Origin of the sequence: Cupriavidus consociatus (assembly GCF_017814975.1) — a bacterium.
GTDB classification, from domain to species: domain Bacteria; phylum Pseudomonadota; class Gammaproteobacteria; order Burkholderiales; family Burkholderiaceae; genus Cupriavidus; species Cupriavidus consociatus.
This window is the reverse complement of record NZ_JAGIQA010000006.1, coordinates 225119-248692: the sequence shown is the minus strand read 5'-3', so window position 1 is coordinate 248692 and position 23574 is coordinate 225119. Positions and strand designations below refer to the sequence as shown.

The window sequence follows — 23574 nt, the reverse complement described above, 5'->3', positions numbered from 1 at the left end:
GCCGGCACGGAAAGCGGCGGCCGGGGTTTCATTGGCGCTTTCCCCAAGCGACGCACCGCAATAATCTCGGTACACTGATCTGTCAGCCGTCAATCCCTCCCATGCCGTTCCTCGATCGCTTCCTCTCCCGCCTGCGTGCAGCCATGCTTTCTCCCGATGCCTCGGGCACAGCCAAGGCCGCCGGGGGCGATACCGGCCACGCTCCTCCTCCGGCAGCGGGGCTCGGTCCGATCGACGCACTCGGCTCCGACGACGGCGCGCCGGTGGCGGCCCCGCGCGGGCTGTGGTGGCTGCGCTGGCGCAACCTCGTCGCCACCAGCTGGTTCATGTTCATTCCGCTGGTCGCGATCGTGCTGTTCACGGTGGCGATGGGCGTGATCCTGTGGTCGCTGCACGAGACCGAACGCCAGCAGCAACGCGATGCGCTGTACCGCGACGCCGCCTGGGCGCAGCAACGCGTACGCCTGTCGCTGCTCAGCAACCAGGACCAGCTGGCCTCGCTGGCGCGCGATATCGCCGCCGCGCAGCTGGAGCAAGGCGCTTACCGTACCGCCGCCCAGGAAATCCTGCGCGAGAACCCCGAGATCGTCTTTATCAACTGGCTCGACGCCACCAAGCGTGGCCGCTGGTCGCTGCCGTCGACATCCGAGTTCGCGGTGCGCCTGCGCGAGAACCAGGACCAGCCGCTCGAGCCTGAAGTACTGGACACCTTCGATGCCGCGCGCGAAACCCAGCGCGTGGTCTACTCGCGCCCGCTGGTCAACGACCGTGGCGACAGCTTCATGCTGATGCAGGTCCCGATCGTGCGCGACAACGAGTTCCTCGGCACGCTTGGCGCGCTGTACTCGATCAACGGCATCCTGACGCACCTGCTGCCGCCGGAGCTGACCGAGCGCTACCGCTTCTCGCTGATCGACAAGAACAACCAGACCCGCGCCAGCACTTCGCTGCGGCCGGTGCCCGGCAACGCGCTGTCGTATGAAGTGCTGCTGGACCCGCCGGGCCACTCGCTGTCGCTGCGCGCGGACGCCTACCCGCCGCCGTCGAACCTGCCCAACAACATGCTGCTGTGGCTGGTGGTGGGCCTGTCCTGCTTCCTGCTGTGGAGCCTGTGGAGCATGTGGCGCCATACCAGCCGCCGCTCCGAGGCGCAGCGCGCGCTGCTGGCCGAGACCTCGTTCCGGCGCGCGATGGAAAACTCGATGCTGATCGGCCTGCGCGCGCTCGACCTGAACGGCCGCATCACCTATGTCAACCCCGCCTTCTGCCGCATGACCGGCTGGCAGGAGAGCGACCTGGTCGGCCGCCTGCCGCCCTTCCCCTACTGGCCGCCGAACGACCAGCAGGAAATGCAGAAGCAGATCGACCTGACGCTGCAGGGCAAGTCGCCCGCGGGCGGCTACGAGATGCGCACGATGCGCCGCGACGGCAGCAGCTTCTACGCGCGCATGTATGTGTCGCCGCTGGTCGACAGCCGCGGCCGCCATACCGGCTGGATGAGTTCGATGACGGACATCACCGAGCCCAAGCGCGCGCGCGAGGAACTGGCCGCCGCGCATGACCGCTTCACCACGGTGCTGGAGAGCCTGGACGCCGCGGTCTCGGTGCTCGCCACCGACAAGGCAGAGCTGCTGTTCGCCAACCGCTACTACCGCCAGCTGTTCGGCTGGGAGGCCGAGGGCCACCTGAAGCTGGCCGGCGACGAACTCGACAAGGACCAGGTCTCGAGCGACAACACCGATTACGTCGACGCCTTCGCCGGCCTGCCCGCTTCCGAGCTGATGCCCTATGCGTCGGACGCGCGCGAGGTGTTCGTGCCCGACATGCAGAAATGGTTCGAAGTGCGCCGCCGCTATATCCAGTGGGTCGACGGCCACCTCGCGCAGATGCAGATCGCGACCGACATCACCGTGCGCAAGGCCGCCGAGGAAATGGCGCGCCAGCATGAGGAACGCCTGCAGTTCACCAGCCGGCTGACCACCATGGGCGAGATGGCGTCGTCGCTGGCGCACGAGCTGAACCAGCCGCTGGCCGCGATCAACAACTACTGCATGGGCGCGGTGGCGCGGCTGCATTCGGGCCGCAGCACGCCGGAGGACCTGATTCCGGTGCTGGAGAAAACCTCCGCGCAGGCAGTACGCGCGGGCACCATCATCAGCCGCATCCGCGGCTTCGTGAAGCGCAGCCAGCCGCAGCGGCGCGAAGCGGCGCTGCACGATATCGTCGCCGACGCCGTGGGCCTGGCCGACCTCGAGGCGACCCGGCGCCGCGTCACCATCCTGACCCGGCTGCCGGCGCCGCCGATGGCCATCTATGTCGACCCGGTGCTGATCGAGCAGGTGCTGGTGAACCTGCTCAAGAACGCGGTCGAAGCCATGGCCGGCCTGCCGGCGCTGCGCGCCGGCGGCGTGGTGCGCCTGCATGCGCGCGTGGAGCCGGGCGAGTTCGGCGACAACGTCCATATCGATGTCATCGACCAGGGCCCGGGCGTCGACGAAGCCACCAAGGAGCGCCTGTTCGAGCCCTTCTTCAGCACCAAGTCCGACGGCATGGGCATGGGGCTGAATATCTGCCGCTCGATCATCGAGTCGCACCAGGGCCGGCTGTGGGTGGAGAACAATGTCGACGGCATTGGCTGCACCTTCAAGATCATGCTGCCGCTGCATCCGGTGATGGCCGAGCAATAATCCCCCGCTTTCCACCGCTGTCCGATTCATTCCGGACGCCCCCGGCAGGCCCGCGCAGACCCCCTACGCATGTGGGGAATCCGTCTCGCCACAGAGGCCCCGGGGCGGTTACACTTCGCAGCAATGAATTGTTGTCCCGAGGAGACTACATGACCGCAACGCCAAACCCCACGCCCCACCGCGGCGAGACCGTGTTCATCGTCGACGACGATGAAGCCATGCGCGACTCGCTGACCTGGTTGCTGGAGGGCAATGGCTACCAGGTTCGCAGCTTTACCAGCGCCGAGCAGTTCCTCGCCGCCTACGACGCCAGCCAGGTGTCCTGCCTGATCCTCGACGTGCGCATGCCCGGCATGAGCGGCCCGGAACTGCAGGAGCGGATGATCGCCGAGAACATCAATATCCCCATCGTCTTTATCACCGGCCACGGCGACGTGCCGATGGCGGTATCGACCATGAAGCGCGGCGCCATCGATTTCATCGAGAAGCCGTTCGACGAATCCGAACTGCGGGCGCTGGTCGAGCGCATGCTGCAGAAGGCCCGTACCGACCATTCCGCCGCGCGCGAGCAGCGCGCCGCCAAGGACCTGCTGGGCAAGCTGACCACCCGCGAGCAGCAGGTGCTGGAGCGCATCGTGGCTGGCCGCCTGAACAAGCAGATCGCCGATGACCTGGGCATTTCCATCAAGACGGTGGAGGCGCACCGCGCCAACATCATGGAAAAGCTCAACGTCAACACGGTCGCCGACCTGCTGCGCCTGGCACTGTCGCGCAACAGCTGACTTGCGGCGCCGGATGGCCTTCTCGAGCCATCCTGCCCGGCCTTTCCGGGCGCCACCGCCGGCGCCCGAAATCAATTCTTCAGGTAATCCTCGTCCCGGAACGTGACCACCCATTGTGGACGATAGACCACAAAGACGGCCACCAGCAGTCCGGTCAGGAACGCCTCGCCAAACGCCAGGATCAGCATTGCCGCCAGCGTATCGGCCAGGGTGAACGGCAGCCCCGGCGCCATCACATGCCGCCACGCGGCCTGCGCGGCGCTGGCGCCCAGCGCCGCCAGACCCGCGGTGAAATAGCCGTGCCCCAGGATAAAAACGAACGGGTGGCGCGGCAGCCAGCGCCGCATCAGCGCCTGCAGTCCGGCCGAGAGCAGCGCCGGCACCAGCGCCAGCCAGGTATAGCGCACCCATAGCGAAGGCCAGTCGAACAGCGCCCAGCTGTGCCCGGCCAGGTATTCCAGCCCGAACAGCGACACCAGGTCCGCCACGAACAGCGACAGCAGCGCCAGCGGCAGCCCGAACAGCGTCACCATCAGCGTGGCGCCCAGCAACTGGATCACGAGCCCTCCGACCAGCGTGGCACGCACCGTCCACAGCAGCGCCACCAGCACCATCGCCCCCAGCCAGGCGTGCTGCAGCGAATTGCGCCGCAGCAACCGCCACGGCCGGCGGGTCAGCGCCCACAGCAGTCCGGCGAGGGACACGACAACCAGCAGCGGATCTGACAGCAGGGACGGGAGCGCGGTGTGCATGCGGCCGATGCTACCAGCCCCGCACCCGTACAACCCTTGCATCCGGTCAAGCTGCGCGCGCCAGCCCGCACTGACCCTTTATAATTCGCCTTTGATCCGCATGCCCGCATGCCGGGCGCACGCCAACCGAGGCCAAAGCAATCGCCGGATCCGCCCGAATTCGCACAACCCCGCCCAAACCGGTCTTTTCCTCCATGTCTGCCCAACTGATCGACGGCAACGCCCTTGCCAAACAAATCCGCTCCGAAGCCGCCCAGCGCGCCGCCAGCCTGACCGAGCGCGGTCACCGTCCCGGCCTGGCCGTGATCCTGGTCGGCGAAGACCCGGCCAGCCAGGTCTACGTGCGCAACAAGGTCAAGGCCTGCCAGGACAACGGCTTCCACTCCTCGCTGGACCGTTACCCGGCAGACCTGTCCGAGGCGGAATTGCTGGCACGCATCGACGCGCTCAACCAGGACCCGAGCATCCACGGCATCCTGGTGCAGCTGCCGCTGCCCAAGCACATCGACAGCCACAAGGTGCTGGAAGCGATCGCCCCGGAAAAGGACGTCGACGGCTTCCACGTCGCCAACGCCGGCGCGCTGATGACCGGCGCCCCGCTGTTCCGCCCGTGCACGCCGTACGGCTGCATGAAAATGCTGGAATCGATCCAGTACCCGCTGCGCGGCGCGCGTGCCGTGGTGGTCGGCGCCTCCAATATCGTCGGCAAGCCGATGGCGATGCTGCTGCTGCAGGCCGGCGCCACCGTCACCATCTGCAACAGCAAGACGCGCGATATCGGCGCCCATACCCGCGAGGCCGACGTGATCGTCGCCGCGGTCGGCAAGCGCAACCTGATCACCGCCGACATGGTCAAGCCGGGCGCCGTCGTGATCGACGTCGGCATGAACCGCGACGACAACGGCAAGCTGTGCGGCGACGTGGACTTCCCCGGCGTGCGCGAGGTAGCCGGCTACGTCACGCCGGTGCCGGGCGGCGTCGGGCCGATGACCATCACCATGCTGCTGGTCAACACGCTGGAAGCAGCGGAACGCGCCGCGGGCTGAAGCACTCGCGCGCTCGGCGTATATCCGACGTACAGTACGCCACACGGGGTGCTGGAAATGCCCGCACCCCGCCCCCATCTGCGGGGCATCGACCTTTAAGGCCAGCCAACCGAGAACACGCCATGGACCAAGCCGCACAAGCCACCCCGGCCAACAATCCGCTGCTGGACTTTTCCGACCTGCCCCGCTTCGCCGAGATCCGGCCCGAGCACATCAGCCCGGCGCTGGACGTGCTGCTGGAACGTGCGCAGCAGGCCGTCGCCCGCGCCGAGGATCCTGCCACGCCGGCCGACTGGGCCAGCGCCGTGCAGGCGCTGGAAGCGGCCACCGAGCCGCTCGGCCGCGCCTGGGGCGTGGTCAGCCACCTGAGCGCGGTCGCCGACACGCCGGAGCTGCGCAAGGCGCACGCCGACAACCTGCCGCGCATGACCGAGTTCTGGTCGTCGCTCGGCCAGAGCCTGGCGCTGTATGAAAAGTACAAGACGCTGGCCGCCAGCCCCGAGTTCGCCTGCATGAGCGCCGCCCGCCACCAGCTGATCGAGAACGAACTGCGCGGCTTCCGCCTGGGTGGCGCCGAGCTGCCCGAAGACCGGAAGCCGCGCTTCGCGGAAATCCAGGAACAGCAGGCACAATTGTCCAAGGCGTTCTCCGACCACGTGCTGGACGCCACCAACACCTACGCGCTGGTCATCGAGGACGAGGCACGCCTGGCCGGTCTGCCCGACGATGCGAAGGAAGCCGCCCGCCACGCCGCGGAGAAAGACGGCAAGGCCGGCTGGAAATTCACGCTCCACTTCCCCTCATACTTCCCGGTGCTGCAGTACGCCGACGACCGCGCGCTGCGCAAGACGCTGTACGAGGCCAATGTCACGCGCGCCTCGGAACTGGGCGCGCAATACGGCCAGGGCCAGGGCGAGTGGGACAACACGGCCAATATGCGCGAGCAGCTGGTGCTGCGCCGTGAAGAAGCGCAGATGCTCGGCTACCAGTGCTACGGCGAAGTCTCGCTGGTGCCGAAGATGGCCGAATCGCCAGCCGAAGTGCTGAAGTTCCTCGACGAGCTTGCCATCAAGGCAAGGCCCTATGCCGAGAAGGACTGGGCCGAGCTGAAGGCCTTCGCCGCCGCTGAACTCGGCCTGTCCGACCTGCAACCGTGGGACGTGGCCTATGCCTCGGAAAAGCTGCGCCAGCAGCGCTACGCGTTCTCCGAGCACGAGGTCAAGCAGTACTTCCCGGAACCCAAGGTGCTGGAAGGCCTGTTCGGCGTGGTGCAGAAGCTGTTCTCGGTGCGCATCGAGGCCGAGCCGGCGCAGACCTGGCACAAGGACGTGCGTTTTTTCCGCGTGACCACCGCCGATGGCACGCTGCTGGCACAGTTCTACATCGACCTGTACGCGCGCGAAGGCAAGCGCGGCGGCGCCTGGATGGACGACGCCCGCGGCCGCAAGGTGCTGGAGCAAGGCGGCGTGCAGACGCCGGTCGCATACCTGACCTGCAACTTCTCCGCACCGGTGGGCAACAAGCCCGCGCTGTTCACGCACGACGAAGTGATCACGCTGTTCCATGAGTTCGGCCACGGTCTGCACCACATGCTGACGCAGGTGGGCGAGCTGGGCGTGTCGGGCATCAACGGCGTGGAATGGGATGCGGTGGAGCTGCCGTCGCAGTTCATGGAGAACTTCTGCTGGGAATACGAAGTGCTGACCGGCATGACGCAGCACGTCGACAACGGCGCGCCGTTGCCGCGCGCGCTGTTCGACCGCATGCTGGCCGCCAAGAACTTCCAGAACGGCATGATGACGCTGCGCCAGATCGTGTTCTCGTCGTTCGACATGCATCTGCACACGGACTTCGACCCGGCCGGCGCCGCCTCGGTGCTGGATCTGTCGCGCCAGATCAATGACCGCGTGCACGTGGTGCCGCAGCATCCGCTGTCGCGCTGGCCGAACACCTTCAGCCATATCTTTGCCGGCGGCTACGCGGCCGGCTACTACAGCTACAAGTGGGCGGAGGTGCTGTCGGCCGACGTCTACGCTGCATTCGAGGAAGCGGCACAGCTGTCCGGCACCGTGCTCGACAGCGAGACCGGCGCGCGCTACCAGCGCGAGATCCTGTCGGTAGGCGGCAGCCGTCCGGCAATGGACTCCTTCGTGGCCTTCCGCGGCCGCGCGCCGCAGATCGACGCGCTGCTGCGTCATGGCGGGATGGCAGCATGAGCGCGGTTGCACTGCCCACCAGCGGTCCGCTGCGCATCGCGAGCTGGAACGTCAATTCGCTGAAGGTGCGCCTGCCGCAGGTGCTGCAGTGGCTGGCCGAGCAGGACCAGGCCGGCGCGCCGGTCGACGCGCTGTGCCTGCAGGAACTGAAGCTGCCGGACGACAAGTACCCGCTGGCCGAACTGGAGAATGCCGGCTTCCACAGCATCTACACCGGGCAGAAGACATACAACGGCGTGGCCATCGTCGCCCGCGATGCCAGCATGCCCGGGCCGGTCGACGTGGTGCGCAACATCCCCGGCTTCGAGGATGCGCAGCAGCGTGTGATCGCGGCAACCTACGGCGACCTGCGGCTGGTCTGTGCCTACTTCCCCAACGGCCAGTCGCCCGAGTCGGAGAAGTTCACGTACAAGCTCAGGTGGCTGGAAGCGATGACAGCGTGGCTGCGCGACGAAATGCAGCGCCATCCGCGCCTCGCGCTGCTGGGCGACTTCAATATCGCGCCCGAAGACCGTGATGTGCACGACCCGGCCAAGTGGGTAGGCCAGAACCTCGTATCGCCGCCGGAGCGCGCCGCCTTTGCCGCTTTGGTGGAGCTGGGGCTGGCCGATGCCTTCCGCAGGTTCGAGCAGCCGGAGAAGAGCTTTTCCTGGTGGGACTACCGCATGCTGGCGTTCCGCCGCAATGCCGGGCTGCGCATCGACCATATCCTGCTCTCGCCGGCGCTGGTGGAGCAATGCTCCGCCTGCGTGATCGACCGCGTCCCGCGCACCTGGGAACAGCCCTCGGATCACACGCCGGTGGTCGCCACGCTGCACTGCGGCTGACGCCCGCCACGGGCTGCGGCCGCCGCCGGCATGCGCCGCCAGTCCACGCATTCACGCAAGCCCGGGCATGCCCGGCTCGCCTCGGCGGCGGGCTGCCCGCTACACTGCCGGCATGAACCCCTGAACGCGGCGTGACCGCGCCCGGGGGCGCCGAGGTTGTCCTGTTCCCATGTCCGCATCCACGCAAGGCTCATTCCTGCATCGCATGTTCCCGTGGCGCCAGCGCGTCGACCGCGCCACGCTGCGCGCCGACCTGGTCGCCGGCCTGCTCGGCGCGGTGCTGGTGCTGCCGCAGGGCGTGGCCTTCGCCACGCTGGCCGGACTGCCGCCGCAGTACGGCATCTACAGCGCGGTGGTGCCCTGCATTGTCGCGGCGCTGTTCGGTTCCAGCTGGCATGTGATGTCCGGGCCGACCAATGCCAATTCGCTGGCGTTGTTCGCCATGCTGAGCCCGCTCGCATTCGCCGGCAGCCCCGCGTATATCGGGCTGGCGCTGGCGGTGACCATCGTGGTCGGCGTGATGCAGCTCGCGGTCGGCACGCTGCGGCTGGGATCGCTCGCCAACTTTATCTCGCCCTCGGTGCTGCTCGGCTTCACCTGCGGCGCCGCGACACTGATCGGGCTCTATGCGCTGAAGGATGTGTTCGGCCTGCAGGTGCCGACCGGCACCAGTGCCTTCGGCGTGCTGCGCCACCTGGCCGAACACGCCGACACCATCAACTGGTCGGCAGTGGCCGTCGCCGCCGTGACGCTGGCAGTGACGCTGCTGTGCAAGCGGCTGTGGCGCAAGCTGCCGTTCATGCTGCTGGGGCTGCTGGCCGGCTATGGGGTGGCGCTGCTGCTGAACCAGGCCGGCGCCTTCGCCCAGCATGTGAACGTAGTCGGGCCGATCCCGTCGGCGCTGCCGCATTTCCATGTGCCCGACGTCGACTGGCGCAAGCTGCCCGACCTGCTCGGCATCGCCTCGGCGCTGACCATCGTCGCGCTGGGCCAGTCGATCTCGATCGCCAAGGCGGTGGCGCTGCGCTCGGGGCAGCATATCGACGCCAACCGCGAATTCATCGGCCAGGGCCTGTCCAACATCGCCGGCGGTTTTTTCTCCGGCTATATCTCGTGCGGCTCGCTGAATCGCTCGATGCCCAACTTTGAAGCCGGCGCGCGCACACCGCTGGCCAGCGTGTTCTCGGCGCTGTGGCTGCTGGCGCTGGTCGCGCTCAGCGCGCCGCTGCTGGCGCAGATCCCGATGGCGGCGATCGGCGCCATGCTGCTTCTGGTGGCGTGGGGACTGCTCGATCTTGCGCGGCTGCGGCGCATCTTCACGTTGAGCCGTACCGAGTTCGCGATTGCCATCGGCACCTTCGCCGCGACGCTGGTGATCCGGCTAGAAATGGCGGTACTGCTCGGCACCGTGCTGTCGCTGGTGGCCTACCTGTACCGCACCTCGAGACCGGCAGTGCGCAGCCTGGTGCCGGATGCCGACGATCCGGGCCGGCGCTTCACGCCGCTGGACGAACTGCACCGGCCGCAGCCGGAATGCCCGCAGCTCAAATTGCTGCGCATGGAAGGCGCGATCTACTTCGGCGCCGTGCAGTACGTGACCGACCGCCTGCACTGGCTGCGCACGGTCAATGCCGGCCAGACGCACTTGCTGGCGATGACCAAGAGCATGAATTTCATCGACCTGGCGGGCGCGGAGATGTGGGAAAACGAACTGGCCGAGCGCCGCGCTGTGGGCGGCGACCTCTACTTCCATCGCCCGCGCACGCAGGTGCTGCAGACGTGGGAGCAGACCGGCTTCAGCAGCAAGCTGGGGCCGGACCATATCTTCCCGACCAAGCGGCAGGCGCTGCACACGATCATCGGCAAGCTGTCGCCTGATATCTGCGCACAGTGCCACGCCAGGATCTTTGAAGAATGCGCGTCACGGCCGGGGGCATCGGATCACGATGCCGCCGATGCGCATGCGGCTGGCGCAGCGCAGCCGCAGGCATGCGCCACCGCGGCGGCACGCTGACGCGTTGCGCACAAGATGCCGTCAGCAAGAAAGCCTGCCGGGGACAGCATTAGACAATCGGAAATTGATAAAGCGGGGAAGACTTTGCTGCCTGCGCCGGCGTTGCCGGGCCGGGTACGCAAGGCCGGACGGCCTTAAGCGATGACTTAAGCGGTGATGCCTGATAGTGGATGGGCGCCCGCGGCATGCCGGCGGCTGGCCGGGGCATCCATCCTCATCAGATCGGCGCCACGTGGGCGCGCTTGACGACGATTGGCTGGGGCGCGCCCTGCTCGATCAGCACCACGGCGGCGCGTTCAATGGTTTCGCGGCCGGCACGGAATGCCTCTTCCAGCGACAGCACCTGATCGGCGCTGAAGCCTTCCCACAGTGCCTCGCGTGTCACTACGCAAGTCACTTTCTCGCCATTGACGATCGCCTGAAAGAGCAAGCCTTCGTTATTGATGTCGTAGCGCTCTTGCTCTTGGAATTTGATATCCATCGGTGCAGCCCTCCATATGCAAGTGGAGAAGAATCCTAACATGGCTCCGACCATATCGTGCGGATCCACCTTGTACGATTGCGCTCAATCCGAAGGCCAGCATGCCTGGCGTTCGGTTCCGTTCACCTGATGGTTGCCGGCATCGGCATGCGTGAAAAGCGTTGCGTCCGGTTGCGGGCAAACTGTTGACAGCGCCGAAAATCATGCTAGAATCTCGTTCTTCGTTGGGGCGTTAGCTCAGTTGGTAGAGCAGCGGACTCTTAATCCGTAGGTCGAGTGTTCGAGTCACTCACGCCCCACCAGCGAATATAGAAAGGCCGGAAGCAGCAATGCTTCCGGCCTTTTGCTTTTTCCTTTTCCCCTTCCCCCTGCGGTTTTTCCGTTCCGGGTGTTCCTAAAACTGCCGCAGGCGATGCATGGCCTGCGGCGCTCCACCTCTCAGGGAATCACGCGCCGACGCTGGCGCGCTCGAACAGCGTGCGCGCCAGCGCGCGATGCTGCGTCAGCACGTTGGGCAGGTCGGCCGTCAGCAGCACGCCATCGCGCACCACTTCGCGCCCGTTGATTACGCTCGCCGCGACATTGGCGGGGGCGCAGAACACCAGCGACGCAACCAGGTCGTGGCCGCCGCCGGCAAAGCCCACCCCTGACATATCGAAGGCGACAAAGTCCGCCGACATGCCCGGCGCGAGCGCGCCGATATCGTCGCGGTTGAGCACGCGTGCGCCGCCCAGCGTGGCGATCTCCAGCGCCTCGCGCGCGCTCATCGCGGCCGGGCCGTGGCCGACACGCTGCAGCAGCATGGCCTGGCGCGCTTCGCCCAGCATGTGCGCGCCGTCGTTCGACGCGCTGCCGTCCACGCCCAGCCCAACCGGCACGCCGGCATCGCGCATCGCCCGCACCGGCGCAATGCCGGATGCGAGCCGCATGTTCGAGCACGGGCAATGCGCCACGCCGGTGCCGGTACGCGCGAACAGCGCAATGCCTTCGTCGTCGAGCTTCACACAGTGCGCATGCCAGACATCGTGACCGACCCAGCCCAGGTCTTCGGCATACTGCGCCGGCGTCAGGCCGAACTTCTCGCGCGAGTACGCGATGTCGTTGTCGTTCTCGGCCAGGTGGGTGTGCAGCGACACGCCATAGTGGCGCGCCATCACGGCCGACTCGCGCATCAGGTCGCGCGACACCGAAAACGGCGAGCAAGGCGCCAGCACCACGCGCAGCATCGCGTGGCGCGCGCCGTCGTGGTACCGCTCGACCAGCCGCTGGCTGTCGCGCAGGATCGCGGCCTCGTCCTCGACCACCACGTCGGGCGGCAGGCCGCCCTTGCTGCGGCCCACGCTCATGGAGCCGCGCGCGGCGTGGAAGCGCATGCCCATCTCCTGCGCGGCGGCGATCGAATCGTCCAGGCGCGAGCCGTTGGGGAACAGGTAGAGGTGATCGCTGGTGGTGGTGCAGCCGGACAGCATCAGCTCGGCCATCGCGGTCCTGGTCGACACAGCGATCATTTCCGGCGTCAGGTGCGACCACAGCATGTACAGGTTGGTCAGCCACGAGAACAGCTCGGCATCCTGCGCGGCGGGGACGGCGCGCGTCAGGCTCTGGTACATATGGTGGTGCGTGTTGACCAGGCCGGGCGTCACCACGCGGCCACGCATATCCAGCACCTGCGCGCTGCCGTCGTCGACCATGCGGCGGTATTGCGGCGGCAGTTCGGCGGTCGGACCGACCCATTGCACCGCAGCCCCTTCGGCGACCAGCGCGCCGTCGCGGATCTCGCGGCGCTGCGCGTCCATGGTGACGAGTACGTCGGCGTTCAGGGCAATCAGGGTCATGGCGGCATTCCTCAGGTTCTCGGGATGGATGCCGCCAGTCTAAGGCGAAGGCATGCTCGCGCCTAAGCATCGAATTCCGAGCACAGTGTCCACAAAAAGTGGACACCTTCGCCATCCCGACTAGCGGACCTGGGCGAACAGCGTGGCCAGCGCTTCGCCGATGCGTTCGGCCATCAGTTCCGCGGCCGCGCTGAGGGTGCCGCGGGCACGCGCCACCAGCGTCAGCGTCTGGCCCTGCAGGTGGCGGTCGCGCAGCGGCACGTACACCAGCGCCTGCCGCGCGCGCTCCTCCATCACGTCGAGCGGGTTCAGCAGCGCCACGCCGGTGCCCAGCATGACCAGCTGGCGGATCAGCACGGTCGAGGTCGATTCCGCCACCGGCGACACTTCGATGGCATTGCGGGAGAAGGCGGCATCCAGCAGCGCGCGGATGGATAGAGACGTAGCGGGCAGGATCAGCGGATAGCCGACGCATTCGCTCAGCAGCACGGACGGCTGCGCCGCCAGCGCATGACCCGGCGGCACCACCGCGCCGATCTGCCAGTCGCTGCTGGCCAGCGCACGAAAGGCGGGAAGTTCAGGCAGATCGTAGCCAAGCCCGAGATCGGCATCGCCCTGCTCGACCGCCGCGACGATATCGGCAACCGGCAGGTCATTCACGCGCACCACGATGCCCGGATAGCGCTGGCGGAAGTCATGCACCAGCGACGGCATCAGCGAGCCGGCCAGTCCCGCGGTGACCGCCACGGTGACGTCCCCGCGGCGAGCGCCCTTCAATTCTTCGATTCGCTCGCGCAGCGCGTCATGCTCGCGCAGCGTCTGGCGGACGTGGGCCAGCACCATCTCGCCCAGCGGCGTCAGGCGCAGCCGCTTGTTGATGCGCTCGAACAGCGGTGCGCCCAGCTCGGCTTCCAGGTCAAGGATCTGCCGGTTCACGGCCGTCGGCGCCACGTGCAGGTGCTCGGCCGCCTTGCGGATCGAACCGCGGCGTACCACCTCGTCGAGATAGCGCAGGACTCTGGCGTGCATGGGCTGGCAGTGTATCGGGGCGTGCCGAATTGTAGCGGCGTGCGCGAGCCCGGCTGCTGCCCCCTTCGCAAAAAGGGCGGAGGGGTATTGCGCAGTATTCGATACCTTGCTACAATCTTTTTCTTCGTTGGGGCGTTAGCTCAGTTGGTAGAGCAGCGGACTCTTAATCCGTAGGTCGAGTGTTCGAGTCACTCACGCCCCACCAGCGAATTCAGGAAAAGCCGGAAGCTTGCTTCCGGCTTTTTCATTTCGACGCACCTTTCCCGCCCCTCTTCCAAGCCCGCCCAAGCTGCGTTCGAGCGCACGGCACGACCGCCATTTTCTTGATACGCGGGTTCTCACCAATTCCTTTCCACGCGCTTTCCCGGTTGAATCGCTTCCGCGCACGTTGTGGAACATGGTTCCGTATCGCGGAATTACAACGTGCAGGCCGCTACCGCACCCCGGCGCGGCCGGGTCAGCCGAGCAGGAAGACTGACGGCGCGGGGCGCACGCGTTGCGCCCGAGAGAAACGCCTGCAGCCCGCCCGGCAAGCAATCAGTGAAAGAAGAACGGAGGCATCCCCTTGAAAGCAGTCCACAAAGCAGGCGCAGCCGCCTGCGTCGCAGCCATCGGCCTGGCATACGCCGGCTTTGTCCAGGCGCAGTCCTACCCCACCAAGCCGATCCGCCTGATCGTTCCGTTCGCGGCCGGCGGCACCACCGATATCGTTGCGCGCGCAGTCTCCGACGGCCTGGGCCGCGAGCTCGGCCAGCCGGTGGTGGTGGAAAACCGCGGCGGCGGCGGTGGCGCGATCGGGGCCGACGCGCTGGCCAAGTCCGCGCCGGACGGCTACACGCTCGGCATCGCCACGGTCAGCACCATGGCGACCAACCCGGCCACCAATCCGAAGAACCCGTACGACCCGCTCAAGGACTTCGCGCCGATCACCAACCTGGTCAACGTGCCCAACGTGCTGACGGTGAACCCGAAGGTGCCGGCCAAGACGCTGAAGGAATTCGTCGCGCTGCTGAAGGCCAACCCCGGCAAGTACAGCTACGCTTCCGCCGGCAAGGGCAGCATCTCGCATCTGGATGGCGAGCTGTTCAAGGACATCACCAAGACCGACATGGTCCATATCCCCTACCGCGGATCGGGCCCGGCGCTGAATGACACGCTGGCCGGCCAGGTCAACGCGCAGTTCGACAACCTGCCGTCGTCGATGCCGCATATCCAGGCCGGCAAGCTGCGCGCGCTGGCGGTGGCGGCACCCAAGCGCGTCGAGGGCCTGCCCGACGTGCCGACCTTTGCCGAAGCCGGCATGAAGGACATGAACAACATGGCCTGGTATGGCCTGGTCGCGCCGGCCGGCACGCCCGCTGCCATCATCACGCGCGTGCACGACGCCGCGGTCAAGGCTCTGCAGGACCCGAACGTGAAGCGCCGCCTGGCTGAAAGCGGCGCCTACACCGACGGCAATACCTCGGCCCAGTACGCCGCGCAGATCAAACGCGAACTCGACCTGCGCAAGAAGATTGCGCATGACCAGAACATCACGCTGGAATAATCGGCGCTCTACACGAAGAGCTCAGCAAACGGCTGCCCAATGGCAGCCGTTTTTTCGTCTGGACGTCACCAAACGTACCGATAACGGCACTGCTGCTGGGAAATTTCCATCCCCTCAACTGAATCTTGATCCTGAACAGGACGCAAGGCCCGCCCAAGCGTTTCAATATCCCTAGAAGAAACTTTCACTTTGCGGACACGCGCCAACTCGGTACATTAGCTGGGTGATCCGCCACACGGCCGGCACCGCATGCCGGTCCACGCTCGGCCCCCAACCCGGCATCGTGCAGGCGCTGCGATGCCGAATTCGAGAGGATAAAGAGATGCTGAAGAAGACCGTTTCGACCCTGATCGTTGCAGCGTTCGCCGCTGTGGGCGCGACGCAGGTTTATGCACAGAAGAACTACACCGAGGGCGGCGACCTCTACGGCGGCAGCCACACCAAGAAGCAGGCCAGCCCGAACCAGAACCCGGCGAAGTCGGGCAAGTTCGATCCCTACACCGATGGCGCCAAGCAGTCGACGCGCTCCGACCTGACCAACTCGGGCAAGAAGGTCGACCCGAACACCGACGGCGCCAAGGCCGGCAAGTACGATCCGTACACTGACGGCGCCAAGACCGGCAAGTACGACCCATACACCGATGGCGCCAAGGCGCCCGCCAGCCAGGGCAGCAAGGCGCAGTAAGCCCGCAACCTCCAGGCAAGACAGCCCGCTTCGGCGGGCTGTTTGCATTCTTGTGTACGGGATTCAGGCGGCCAGAGCCTGCGCCGGCTGTACGCGCCGCATCGTGCCGCGATCGCGAAAGCCCACGTGCCAGGACAGCGCTTCTTCCAGCAAGTGCGGCGTCTGGCCGCCGTGGGCGCTGGCGCGGCGGAAATAGTCGCCCAGCAACTCGCGGTACTGCGGGTCGGCGCAATTGGCGATGACGGTGAGCGCACGCTCGCGCGGCGCCAGGCCGCGCAGGTCGGCCAGGCCATGCTCGGTGACGATGATGTCGACGTCGTGCTCGGTGTGGTCCACATGCGCCACCATCGGCACGATGCTGGAGACATCGCCGCCCTTGGCCACCGACTTGGTCACGAACACCGACAGGTGCGCATTGCGCGCAAAATCGCCGGAGCCGCCGATGCCGTTCATCATGTGCGTACCGCCCACGTGCGTGGAATTGACGTTGCCGTAGATGTCGCACTCCAGCGCGGTGTTGATGGTAATCAGCCCCAGCCGACGCAGGATCTCGGGATGGTTGCTGATCTCCTGTGGGCGCAGCAGCAGCCGCGAACGGTAGCGGTCGAGGTCAGACAGGAAGCGCTGGTACACCTCGCGCGTCAGCGTCACCGACGAGGCCGAGGCAAACGACAGCCGGCCTGCATCGAGCAATTCGATGGTGCTGTCCTGCAGCACCTCGGAATACATCTTCAGGTCGCGGAACGGCGAGTCCACCAGCCCGTGCAGCACCGCGTTGGCGATGGTGCCGATGCCGGCCTGCAGCGGCTGCAGCGCCGGCGACAACTTGCCCGCGCGCACTTCGCGCAGCAGGAAGTCATTGAGGTGGCCGGCGATGCTGCGGGTCTCGCCGTCCGGCGGCAGCGCATTGGAGGGGCTGTCGTCCTTGGCAGTGATGACGATGGCAGCAATCTTCTCAGGATCGATCGGGATATACGGCAGGCCGATGCGCTGTTCAGGCGCGATCAGCGGGATCGGCTGGCGATACGGGCGCTGGACCGGGAAATAAATGTCATGCAGCCCTTCCAGCTCCAGCGGCATGTTCATGTTGATCTCGACGATCACCTTGCGCGCCAGCATGGCAAAGCTGGCCGAATTGCCCACCGAGGTGCTGGGGATGATGCCGCCCTGCTCGGTGATCGCTACGGCCTCGACCACCGCCACGTCGACCGGCGCGATCTGGCCGGAACGCAGCTGCTCGACGGTTTCGGACAGGTGCTGGTCGATGAACATGACTTCGCCGGCGTTGATCTTGCGGCGCAGCGTGCCATCGGACTGGAACGGCAGGCGGCGCGCGATCACGTCGGCTTCGGCCAGGACACGGTCGATGTCGTTGCCGAGCGAGGCGCCCGTCATCAAGGTGATGCGCAGCGGCTCGGTCGCCGCGCGCCGCGCCAGTGCGAACGGGACTTCCTTGCAGTCGCCCGCGCGGGTGAAACCGCTCATGCCCACGGTCATGCCGTCGCGGATCAGCGCGGCGGCTTCGTCGGCCGCGACTACCTTGTCATGCAGCCTGGCCAGGCGAATGCGTTCCTTGTACATCGTGATCTCCGGTCTGGCGGCGCAGGCCCTTCCCCGTGCCGCTCGCCCCGTGCCTTGGTTGCCGAAAGGCTGGCGTTGTGGGGTCTCCGGCTGGCAGTGTAGCCAGCCGACCCCCATTCCGGCTGTGATTTAAAGTCATGAACAGCAGTCGCATTCTTCATAGCAATTACCAGTGCCAGCGACCTTCGCTCCACTAACCGCAGCCAGAGTCTCAGGGCATACCCGCAATGTCACGAAAATGGCAAAAGTTTCTGGTAGTGTCTCGCCCTATCGGTTGAACGGGCCCGCCAGAGAGGTTCAGCAACCGTGCCGCCCGGGCCGGCCATGCTCGGCCCATTAACCCGTTGCACCAGCGTGACGGGTGCCTGCAGCATCGTAGTGGCGGCAAATTTGAAAATCAGGAGACGCCATTCATGCAGCCCAGACCTCTCGAACCCAACGAGCCGGTCGTCCTTGCACTGGTCGACGCCGTCACCGCCTGGCAAGACGCCCTGGAACAGACCCTCTCCGCCTCTGGCCTGAATTACGCCAAATGGCTGTTGCTGCGCGCGATCAGGCGCGGCGACTTCGTACGCGGCACCCCGTTGCCGGGCCCCATGCTGATCGATGTATCGCAGTCCGAACTGCTGCTGCATGAGCTGCGTCGCGACGGCTGGATCGAGCATGCCGAGGCCAATGCGCCGCGCATGCCCCGCATCGCCGACACCGCCGCGAGCCGCCTGGAACGCGTTTCGCAGGCGCTCAGCGCGCTGCACAGCGTGTCGGTGGCACCGTTCAGCCCGCAGGAGCGCGTGGCGCTGGGCAGCCTGCTGGAACGGATGAAGATCCGGCTGAACGACCACACCACGCGCCAGATCCGCGTGGGCGGCGAAGCCGCGCGCCAGGACAAGCTGGCAGGCGGGGCTGCAACCCAGGCCGGCACGCCGGCGTCCGCAGTCCCCTGCACGGGACTGCCCCCGGTTGCGCATCGCCCGGCCTCTTGTCCCACCCTCGCCAGCGCGCGCTTCTGACGCGCGCGCCAAGGCCGGTGACCGCCTCCTTGCAGGCGGACCGGCCGCACTGTCCGGATCCCTCGCTTTCTTCGCGACTTTGTCCCGCCAGGTGCGCTGATTTTTCCTAAAGTATGAGCATGCCCCGGCACATGCCGGACCGGGCGGCGTAATTCCCGCACTGGCCGTGTGGGCCGCGTCGTCCATCGATACCGCGAGGAGGGATCATGCCGCAGGAGAACGAAGACAAAGTCGCGCACCTGCTGGACGAACTGCTTGCCTTTGCGCGGGAGCGGCTGCCGGCGGCCATGTTCGGCGCCGCCGAGCCCTTCCTGCGGCACTACTACGACCAAGCCGACGCCGACGACCTGCTGCACCGCGAAGTCGCGGACCTGTACGGCGCCGTGATGGCGCACTGGCAGACCGCGCAGAAGTTCGTCCCGGGCAGCGCGCGCATCCGCATCTACAACCCCACCCTGGAAGAGCATGGCTGGCACTCCGACCATACCGTGGTCGAGATCGTCAACGACGACATGCCGTTCCTGGTCGACTCCGTGACCATGGAGATTAACCGGCAAGGGCTGGCGTTGCATTCCGCGATCCACCCGGTGTTCCGTGTCTGGCGCAGCGCCGCCGGCGGGATCGAGCGCATCGCCCTGGGCGGCGCCGGCGAGCCCGGCGACAATTCACGCCTGGAATCCTTCATCCACTTCGAGGTCGACCGCAGCGGCGAGGCCGCCCGGCTGGACGCGCTGCGCAGCGGCATCGCGCGCGTGCTGGGCGACGTGCGCGCCGCGGTCGAAGACTGGCCCGCGATGTGCGACATCACCCAGGCCACCATCGCCGCGCTGGCGCAGGCGCCTGACGCCGCCTCCCCCGACAGCACCGAGGCCCGCGCCTTCCTGGAATGGATGATGGACAACCATTTCACCTTCCTCGGCCAGCGCGACTACCAGCTGGTGGCACAGGAAGGGCGCTATTTCCTGCGCGGCGTGCAGGGCTCGGGGGCGGGCATCCTGCGCGAGAGCCTGCGCGAGCCGGACGCGCAGGACCTGACGCCGCTGCCCGCCGCGGCTACCGCCATCATCGAAGGCGCCTCGCCGATCTTCGTCACCAAGGCCAACTCGCGCGCCAGCGTGCACCGGCCGGGGTATCTCGACTATGTCGGTGTCAAGCTGCTGGATGCACAGGGCCAGCTGTTCGGCGAGCGCCGCTTCGTGGGCCTGTACACCTCGACCGCCTACACGGCGCCGATCGCCGAGATCCCGCTGGTGCGGCGCAAGTGCGCCAATATCCTGGCGCGCGCCGGCTTCCTCACCAAGGGCCACCTGTACAAGTCGCTGGTCACCATCCTCGAACAATACCCGCGCGACGAGCTGTTCCAGGCGAGCGAGGACGAACTGTTCAACATCACCACCGGCATCCTGCGCCTGCAGGAACACCAGCGCACGCGGCTGTTCGTGCGGCGCGACCGCTTCGACCGCTTTGTCTCGTGCCTGGTGTTCGTACCTCGCGACAAGTACAACACCGACCTGCGCCAGAAGATCCAGAAGCTGCTGACCGCCGCCTTCCACGGCACCAGTTGCGAATTCACGCCGCTGCTGTCGGAATCGCCGCTGGCGCGCATCCAGCTGACCGTGCGCGGCGAGCCGGGCACGATGCCGCATGTCGATACCGCCGAACTGGAGCAGCGCATCGTCCACGCCAGCCGCCGCTGGCAGGACGACCTTGCCGAAGCGCTGCACGAAAGCCACGGCGAAGAACAGGGCAACCGGCTGCTGCAGCGTTACGGTGGCTCCTTCCCCGCGGGCTACCGCGAAGACTACCCCGCCCGGACCGCCGTGCGCGACATCGAGCTGATGGAGCATGCGCTGCGCGCCCACCACAGCGCGCGCGGCATGGCCATGAACCTGTACCGGCCGATCGAGGCCGCGCCGGGCGCCTTCCGCTTCAAGGTCTACCGCGCCGGCGAGCCGATCGCGCTGTCGCACAGCCTGCCCATGCTCGAACACCTGGGCGTGCGCGTGGACGAAGAACGCCCCTATCTGATCGAGCCCGACAGCGGCGCGCCGGTATGGGTGCATGATTTCGGGCTGGAGATTGCTGACAGCGGCGGTGCGGCGGACTTCGATATCGCGCGTGTCAAGGCACTGTTCGAAGATGCCTTTGCGCGCGCCTGGCATGGCGAAATCGAGAACGATGACCTCAACCGGCTGGTGCTGCGCGCAGAGCTTGCCGCGCGCGACGTCACCATCCTGCGCGCCTACGCACGCTATTTGCGCCAGGTGGGCTCGACCTTCAGCGATGCCTATATCGAACGCGCGCTGACCTGCAATGCGGGCATCGCGGCGATGCTGGTCGCGCTGTTCGTCGCGCGCTTCGATACCGTCAGCCAGGTGGCTGCGGACACCGCGCGCCAGGCACGCTGCGACAAGCTGCTGGCCGAGATCGAGGCGGCGCTCGACAAGGTGCCGAACCTCGACGAAGACCGCATCCTGCGGCTTTTTCTGGGCGTGATCCAGGCCACTGTACGCACCAACTATTTCCACCGCAGCGACGACGGCCAGCCACGCCCCTACGTGTCGTTCAAGTTCAACCCGGCGCTGGTGCCGGGGCTGCCCGAGCCGCGGCCGATGTTCGAGATCTGGGTCTATTCGCCGCGGATCGAGGGCGTGCACCTGCGCGGCGGCCGCGTCGCGCGCGGCGGGCTGCGCTGGTCCGACCGCCGCGAAGACTTCCGCACCGAGGTGCTGGGGCTGATGAAGGCGCAGATGGTGAAGAACACGGTGATCGTGCCGGTGGGCTCCAAGGGCGGCTTCGTGGTCAAGCGCCCGCCCCCGCCGACCGACCGCGATGCGTTCCTGCAGGAAGGCATCGCCTGCTACCAGACCTTCCTGCGCGGGCTGCTGGACCTGACCGACAACCTTGTCGGCGGCCAGCTGGTGCCGCCGCCCGACGTGGTGCGGCATGACGACAACGATCCATACCTTGTGGTCGCGGCCGACAAGGGCACCGCGACGTTTTCCGACTTCGCCAACGCGATTTCCGCCGAGTATGGTTTCTGGCTCGACGATGCCTTTGCTTCGGGCGGCTCGGTCGGCTACGACCACAAGAAGATGGGCATCACCGCGCGCGGCGCGTGGGAATCGGTCAAGCGGCATTTCCGCGAGATGGGCGTCGATATCCAGACCACCGACTTCACCGTCGCCGGCGTCGGCGACATGTCGGGCGATGTGTTCGGCAACGGCATGCTGCTGTCGCCGCACATCAGGCTGGTAGCCGCCTTCGATCACCGCCACATCTTCCTCGACCCCGACCCGGATCCCGCGCGCACGCTGGAGGAGCGCACGCGGCTGTTCAATCTGCCGCGCTCGAGCTGGGCCGACTACGACGCCACGCTGATCTCCGCCGGCGGCGGCATCTTCCCGCGCACGGCCAAGACCATCGCGCTGACGCCGCAGGTGCAGGCGGTGCTCGGCATCACGGCCAGCGCGCTGTCGCCGGCCGAACTGATCCACGCTATCCTGATGGCGCCGGTCGATCTGCTCTACAACGGCGGCATCGGCACCTACGTCAAGTCGAGCCATGAAACACACCTGCAGGCCGGCGACCGCACCAACGACGCCGTGCGCGTCAACGGCAACGAACTGCGCTGCAAGGTAGTCGGCGAAGGCGGCAACCTGGGTTTCACCCAGCTGGGCCGCATCGAGTTCGCGCGCAAGGGCGGCCGCATCAACACCGATGCCATCGACAACTCCGCCGGCGTGGACTGCTCCGACCATGAGGTCAATATCAAGATCCTGCTGGGCCTGGTGATGGCCGATGGCGAGATGACCGAGAAGCAGCGCAACAAGCTGCTGGCCGAGATGACCGACGAGGTCGGCCTGCTGGTGCTGCAGGACAACTACTACCAGACCCAGGCGCTGTCGGTGGCCGGGCGCCATGCCGCGCCGCTGCTCGACGGCGAGGCGCGGCTGGTGCGCTGGCTGGAGCGCGCCGGGCGCCTGAACCGGGCGCTCGAATTCCTGCCTTCCGACGAAGAGATCGCCGAGCGCAAGCTGGCCGGCGAAGGGCTCACATCGCCCGAGCGCGCGGTGCTGCTGGCGTACAGCAAGATGTGGCTGTACGACGCGCTGCTCGATTCCGACGTGCCGGAAGACCCGCTGGTCGGCGGCCTGCTCTCCGATTACTTCCCGGTGCCGCTGCGCCAGCGCCATGGCGAAACCATGCATCGGCACCCGCTGCGGCGCGAGATCCTGTCGACGCACCTGACGAATATGCTGGTCAACCGCATCGGCGCGACCTTCGTGCACCGGATCATGGAAGAAACCGACGCGCGCCCCGCTGACATCGTGCGCGCCTGCCTGATTGCGCGCGACGTGTTCGGGCTGACCGCGTTGTGGCAGGAGATCGATGCGCTGGACAACCGCGTGCCCGATGCCGAGCAGGCGCGCATGTTCGGCGAGGTGGCCGTGCTGCTGGAGCGGGCCTGCCTGTGGTTTATCCGCTATCTGCGCAGCGGCAGCCAGGCCGGCGCCGAACTGGCGCGCTTTACGCAGGCGGCACAGTGGCTGCTGCCGCAGTTGCCCCATCTGCTGCCGCCAGCCGATGCGACGGCGCTGGCGGAACATGCCAGGACCTTCACCGATGCCGGTGTCGACAAAGCGCTCGCCTTGCGCGTTGCCGGCAGCGAGATTTCCGCGGCGGCGCTGGATATCGCCGAAGTGGCCAACGCGTGCGAGCGCACCCTCGACCTGGTTGCGGGGGTGTATTTCGCGCTGGACAGCCACCTGAGCTTCAGCTGGCTGCGCGAGCGTGCGCTGGCGCTGCCTTCGGACACGCACTGGGACCTGCTGGCGCGCACCACCACGCTGGAAGACCTGGGCCGGCTCAAGCGTGCGCTGACGGTCAGCGTGCTGTCTCAGCAGGGGGAACTGGAATCGCCGGAAGCGATGATCGATGCCTGGCGTGCCAGCCGCCATGGCGCGCTGGAGCGCTTTACGCGCATGCTGGCCGACCAGCGTGCATCGGGTGCGGCGGGACTGTCGATGCTGTCGGTCGCGGTGCGCGAGATCGGGATGCTCGAGCGCGGCTAGCGCGCCAT

Annotated in this window: 15 protein-coding genes and 2 tRNA genes; 12 read left to right on the top strand and 5 right to left on the bottom strand. The window is 66.9% G+C overall.

What is annotated here, in order from left to right; all coding sequences use genetic code 11:
- The first annotated feature begins 101 nt into the window (after positions 1–101).
- Positions 102–2687, top strand: coding sequence for a PAS domain S-box protein (locus J8I82_RS11150; protein ID WP_209757238.1), 2586 nt, complete (start codon positions 102–104; stop codon positions 2685–2687).
- Between the two features lie 149 nt (positions 2688–2836).
- The gene (locus J8I82_RS11145; RefSeq protein WP_029047707.1) at positions 2837–3469 is read left to right on the top strand and encodes a response regulator transcription factor; all 633 of its coding nucleotides are present in this window, start codon (positions 2837–2839) and stop codon (positions 3467–3469) included.
- Between the two features lie 71 nt (positions 3470–3540).
- Here J8I82_RS11145 and J8I82_RS11140 read toward each other — a convergent pair whose 3' ends face one another.
- Positions 3541–4221, bottom strand: coding sequence for a hypothetical protein (locus J8I82_RS11140; protein ID WP_209757236.1), 681 nt, complete (start codon positions 4219–4221; stop codon positions 3541–3543).
- 194 nt (positions 4222–4415) lie between these two features.
- Here J8I82_RS11140 and folD point away from each other — a divergent pair, with 194 nt between their 5' ends.
- From folD to J8I82_RS11120, 4 genes are all read left to right on the top strand, one after another.
- Positions 4416–5267 (top strand): bifunctional methylenetetrahydrofolate dehydrogenase/methenyltetrahydrofolate cyclohydrolase FolD, encoded by an 852-nt coding sequence (folD, locus tag J8I82_RS11135; RefSeq protein WP_209757234.1) that lies wholly within the window; start codon positions 4416–4418, stop codon positions 5265–5267.
- 122 nt (positions 5268–5389) lie between these two features.
- The gene (locus J8I82_RS11130; protein ID WP_209757233.1) at positions 5390–7483 is read left to right on the top strand and encodes a M3 family metallopeptidase; all 2094 of its coding nucleotides are present in this window, start codon (positions 5390–5392) and stop codon (positions 7481–7483) included.
- The gene (gene xth / locus J8I82_RS11125) at positions 7480–8310 is read left to right on the top strand and encodes an exodeoxyribonuclease III (RefSeq protein ID WP_209757232.1); all 831 of its coding nucleotides are present in this window, start codon (positions 7480–7482) and stop codon (positions 8308–8310) included. The genes J8I82_RS11130 and xth overlap by 4 nt, the downstream gene beginning before the upstream one ends.
- Positions 8311–8479: 169 nt before the next feature.
- Positions 8480–10324: a SulP family inorganic anion transporter gene (locus J8I82_RS11120; RefSeq protein ID WP_245179613.1), complete on the top strand. Its 1845-nt coding sequence runs from the start codon at positions 8480–8482 to the stop codon at positions 10322–10324.
- 217 nt (positions 10325–10541) lie between these two features.
- On the opposite strand, the gene J8I82_RS11115 is transcribed toward J8I82_RS11120, so the two are convergent.
- Positions 10542–10805: a DUF1488 family protein gene (locus J8I82_RS11115; protein ID WP_029047712.1), complete on the bottom strand. Its 264-nt coding sequence runs from the start codon at positions 10803–10805 to the stop codon at positions 10542–10544.
- A 226-nt stretch (positions 10806–11031) separates the two neighbouring features.
- On the opposite strand from J8I82_RS11115, the gene J8I82_RS11110 reads away from it, so the two are divergent.
- Positions 11032–11107 (top strand) — tRNA-Lys (locus tag J8I82_RS11110).
- Positions 11108–11251: 144 nt separating this feature from the next.
- Here J8I82_RS11110 and J8I82_RS11105 read toward each other — a convergent pair.
- Together J8I82_RS11105 and J8I82_RS11100 are read right to left on the bottom strand one after the other, a co-directional pair.
- Entirely contained in the window at positions 11252–12640 is a 1389-nt protein-coding gene (locus J8I82_RS11105) for an 8-oxoguanine deaminase (protein WP_209757231.1), read from the bottom strand.
- A gap of 120 nt (positions 12641–12760) precedes the next feature.
- The gene (locus J8I82_RS11100; protein WP_209757230.1) at positions 12761–13669 is read right to left on the bottom strand and encodes a LysR family transcriptional regulator; all 909 of its coding nucleotides are present in this window, start codon (positions 13667–13669) and stop codon (positions 12761–12763) included.
- A gap of 129 nt (positions 13670–13798) precedes the next feature.
- Between J8I82_RS11100 and J8I82_RS11095 the strand changes: the two genes are divergently transcribed.
- From J8I82_RS11095 to J8I82_RS11085, 3 genes are all read left to right on the top strand, one after another.
- A tRNA-Lys gene (locus tag J8I82_RS11095) sits at positions 13799–13874 on the top strand.
- A gap of 360 nt (positions 13875–14234) precedes the next feature.
- On the top strand, positions 14235–15215 hold the full coding sequence (locus tag J8I82_RS11090; RefSeq protein ID WP_209757229.1) for a tripartite tricarboxylate transporter substrate binding protein BugE: 981 nt from the start codon (positions 14235–14237) through the stop codon (positions 15213–15215).
- Between the two features lie 322 nt (positions 15216–15537).
- Positions 15538–15900 carry a hypothetical protein gene (locus tag J8I82_RS11085; RefSeq protein ID WP_209757228.1) on the top strand — a complete coding sequence of 121 codons (363 nt, stop codon included), beginning with the start codon at positions 15538–15540 and terminating at the stop codon, positions 15898–15900.
- Positions 15901–15963: 63 nt separating this feature from the next.
- On the opposite strand, the gene scpC is transcribed toward J8I82_RS11085, so the two are convergent.
- The gene (scpC, locus tag J8I82_RS11080) at positions 15964–17481 is read right to left on the bottom strand and encodes a succinyl-CoA:acetate CoA-transferase ScpC (RefSeq protein ID WP_209757227.1); all 1518 of its coding nucleotides are present in this window, start codon (positions 17479–17481) and stop codon (positions 15964–15966) included.
- Between the two features lie 413 nt (positions 17482–17894).
- On the opposite strand from scpC, the gene J8I82_RS11075 reads away from it, so the two are divergent.
- Together J8I82_RS11075 and J8I82_RS11070 are read left to right on the top strand one after the other, a co-directional pair.
- Positions 17895–18491, top strand: a complete 597-nt coding sequence (locus J8I82_RS11075) for a MarR family transcriptional regulator (protein WP_209757226.1) — start codon at positions 17895–17897, stop codon at positions 18489–18491.
- A 206-nt stretch (positions 18492–18697) separates the two neighbouring features.
- Positions 18698–23566, top strand: a complete 4869-nt coding sequence (locus J8I82_RS11070; protein WP_209757224.1) for an NAD-glutamate dehydrogenase — start codon at positions 18698–18700, stop codon at positions 23564–23566.
- The last annotated feature ends 8 nt before the right edge of the window (positions 23567–23574 follow it).

What these genes read in the sequence shown, in the direction of transcription:
- J8I82_RS11150 (WP_209757238.1), top strand. Translation starts at nt 102, where the DNA reads ATGCCGTTCCTCGATCGCTTCCTCTCCCGCCTGCGTGCAGCCATGCTT.
- J8I82_RS11145 (WP_029047707.1), top strand. Translation starts at nt 2,837, where the DNA reads ATGACCGCAACGCCAAACCCCACGCCCCACCGCGGCGAGACCGTGTTC.
- J8I82_RS11140 (WP_209757236.1), bottom strand. Translation starts at nt 4,221, where the DNA reads ATGCACACCGCGCTCCCGTCCCTGCTGTCAGATCCGCTGCTGGTTGTC.
- folD (WP_209757234.1), top strand. Translation starts at nt 4,416, where the DNA reads ATGTCTGCCCAACTGATCGACGGCAACGCCCTTGCCAAACAAATCCGC.
- J8I82_RS11130 (WP_209757233.1), top strand. Translation starts at nt 5,390, where the DNA reads ATGGACCAAGCCGCACAAGCCACCCCGGCCAACAATCCGCTGCTGGAC.
- xth (WP_209757232.1), top strand. Translation starts at nt 7,480, where the DNA reads ATGAGCGCGGTTGCACTGCCCACCAGCGGTCCGCTGCGCATCGCGAGC.
- J8I82_RS11120 (WP_245179613.1), top strand. Translation starts at nt 8,480, where the DNA reads ATGTCCGCATCCACGCAAGGCTCATTCCTGCATCGCATGTTCCCGTGG.
- J8I82_RS11115 (WP_029047712.1), bottom strand. Translation starts at nt 10,805, where the DNA reads ATGGATATCAAATTCCAAGAGCAAGAGCGCTACGACATCAATAACGAA.
- J8I82_RS11105 (WP_209757231.1), bottom strand. Translation starts at nt 12,640, where the DNA reads ATGACCCTGATTGCCCTGAACGCCGACGTACTCGTCACCATGGACGCG.
- J8I82_RS11100 (WP_209757230.1), bottom strand. Translation starts at nt 13,669, where the DNA reads ATGCACGCCAGAGTCCTGCGCTATCTCGACGAGGTGGTACGCCGCGGT.
- J8I82_RS11085 (WP_209757228.1), top strand. Translation starts at nt 15,538, where the DNA reads ATGCTGAAGAAGACCGTTTCGACCCTGATCGTTGCAGCGTTCGCCGCT.
- scpC (WP_209757227.1), bottom strand. Translation starts at nt 17,481, where the DNA reads ATGTACAAGGAACGCATTCGCCTGGCCAGGCTGCATGACAAGGTAGTC.
- J8I82_RS11075 (WP_209757226.1), top strand. Translation starts at nt 17,895, where the DNA reads ATGCAGCCCAGACCTCTCGAACCCAACGAGCCGGTCGTCCTTGCACTG.
- J8I82_RS11070 (WP_209757224.1), top strand. Translation starts at nt 18,698, where the DNA reads ATGCCGCAGGAGAACGAAGACAAAGTCGCGCACCTGCTGGACGAACTG.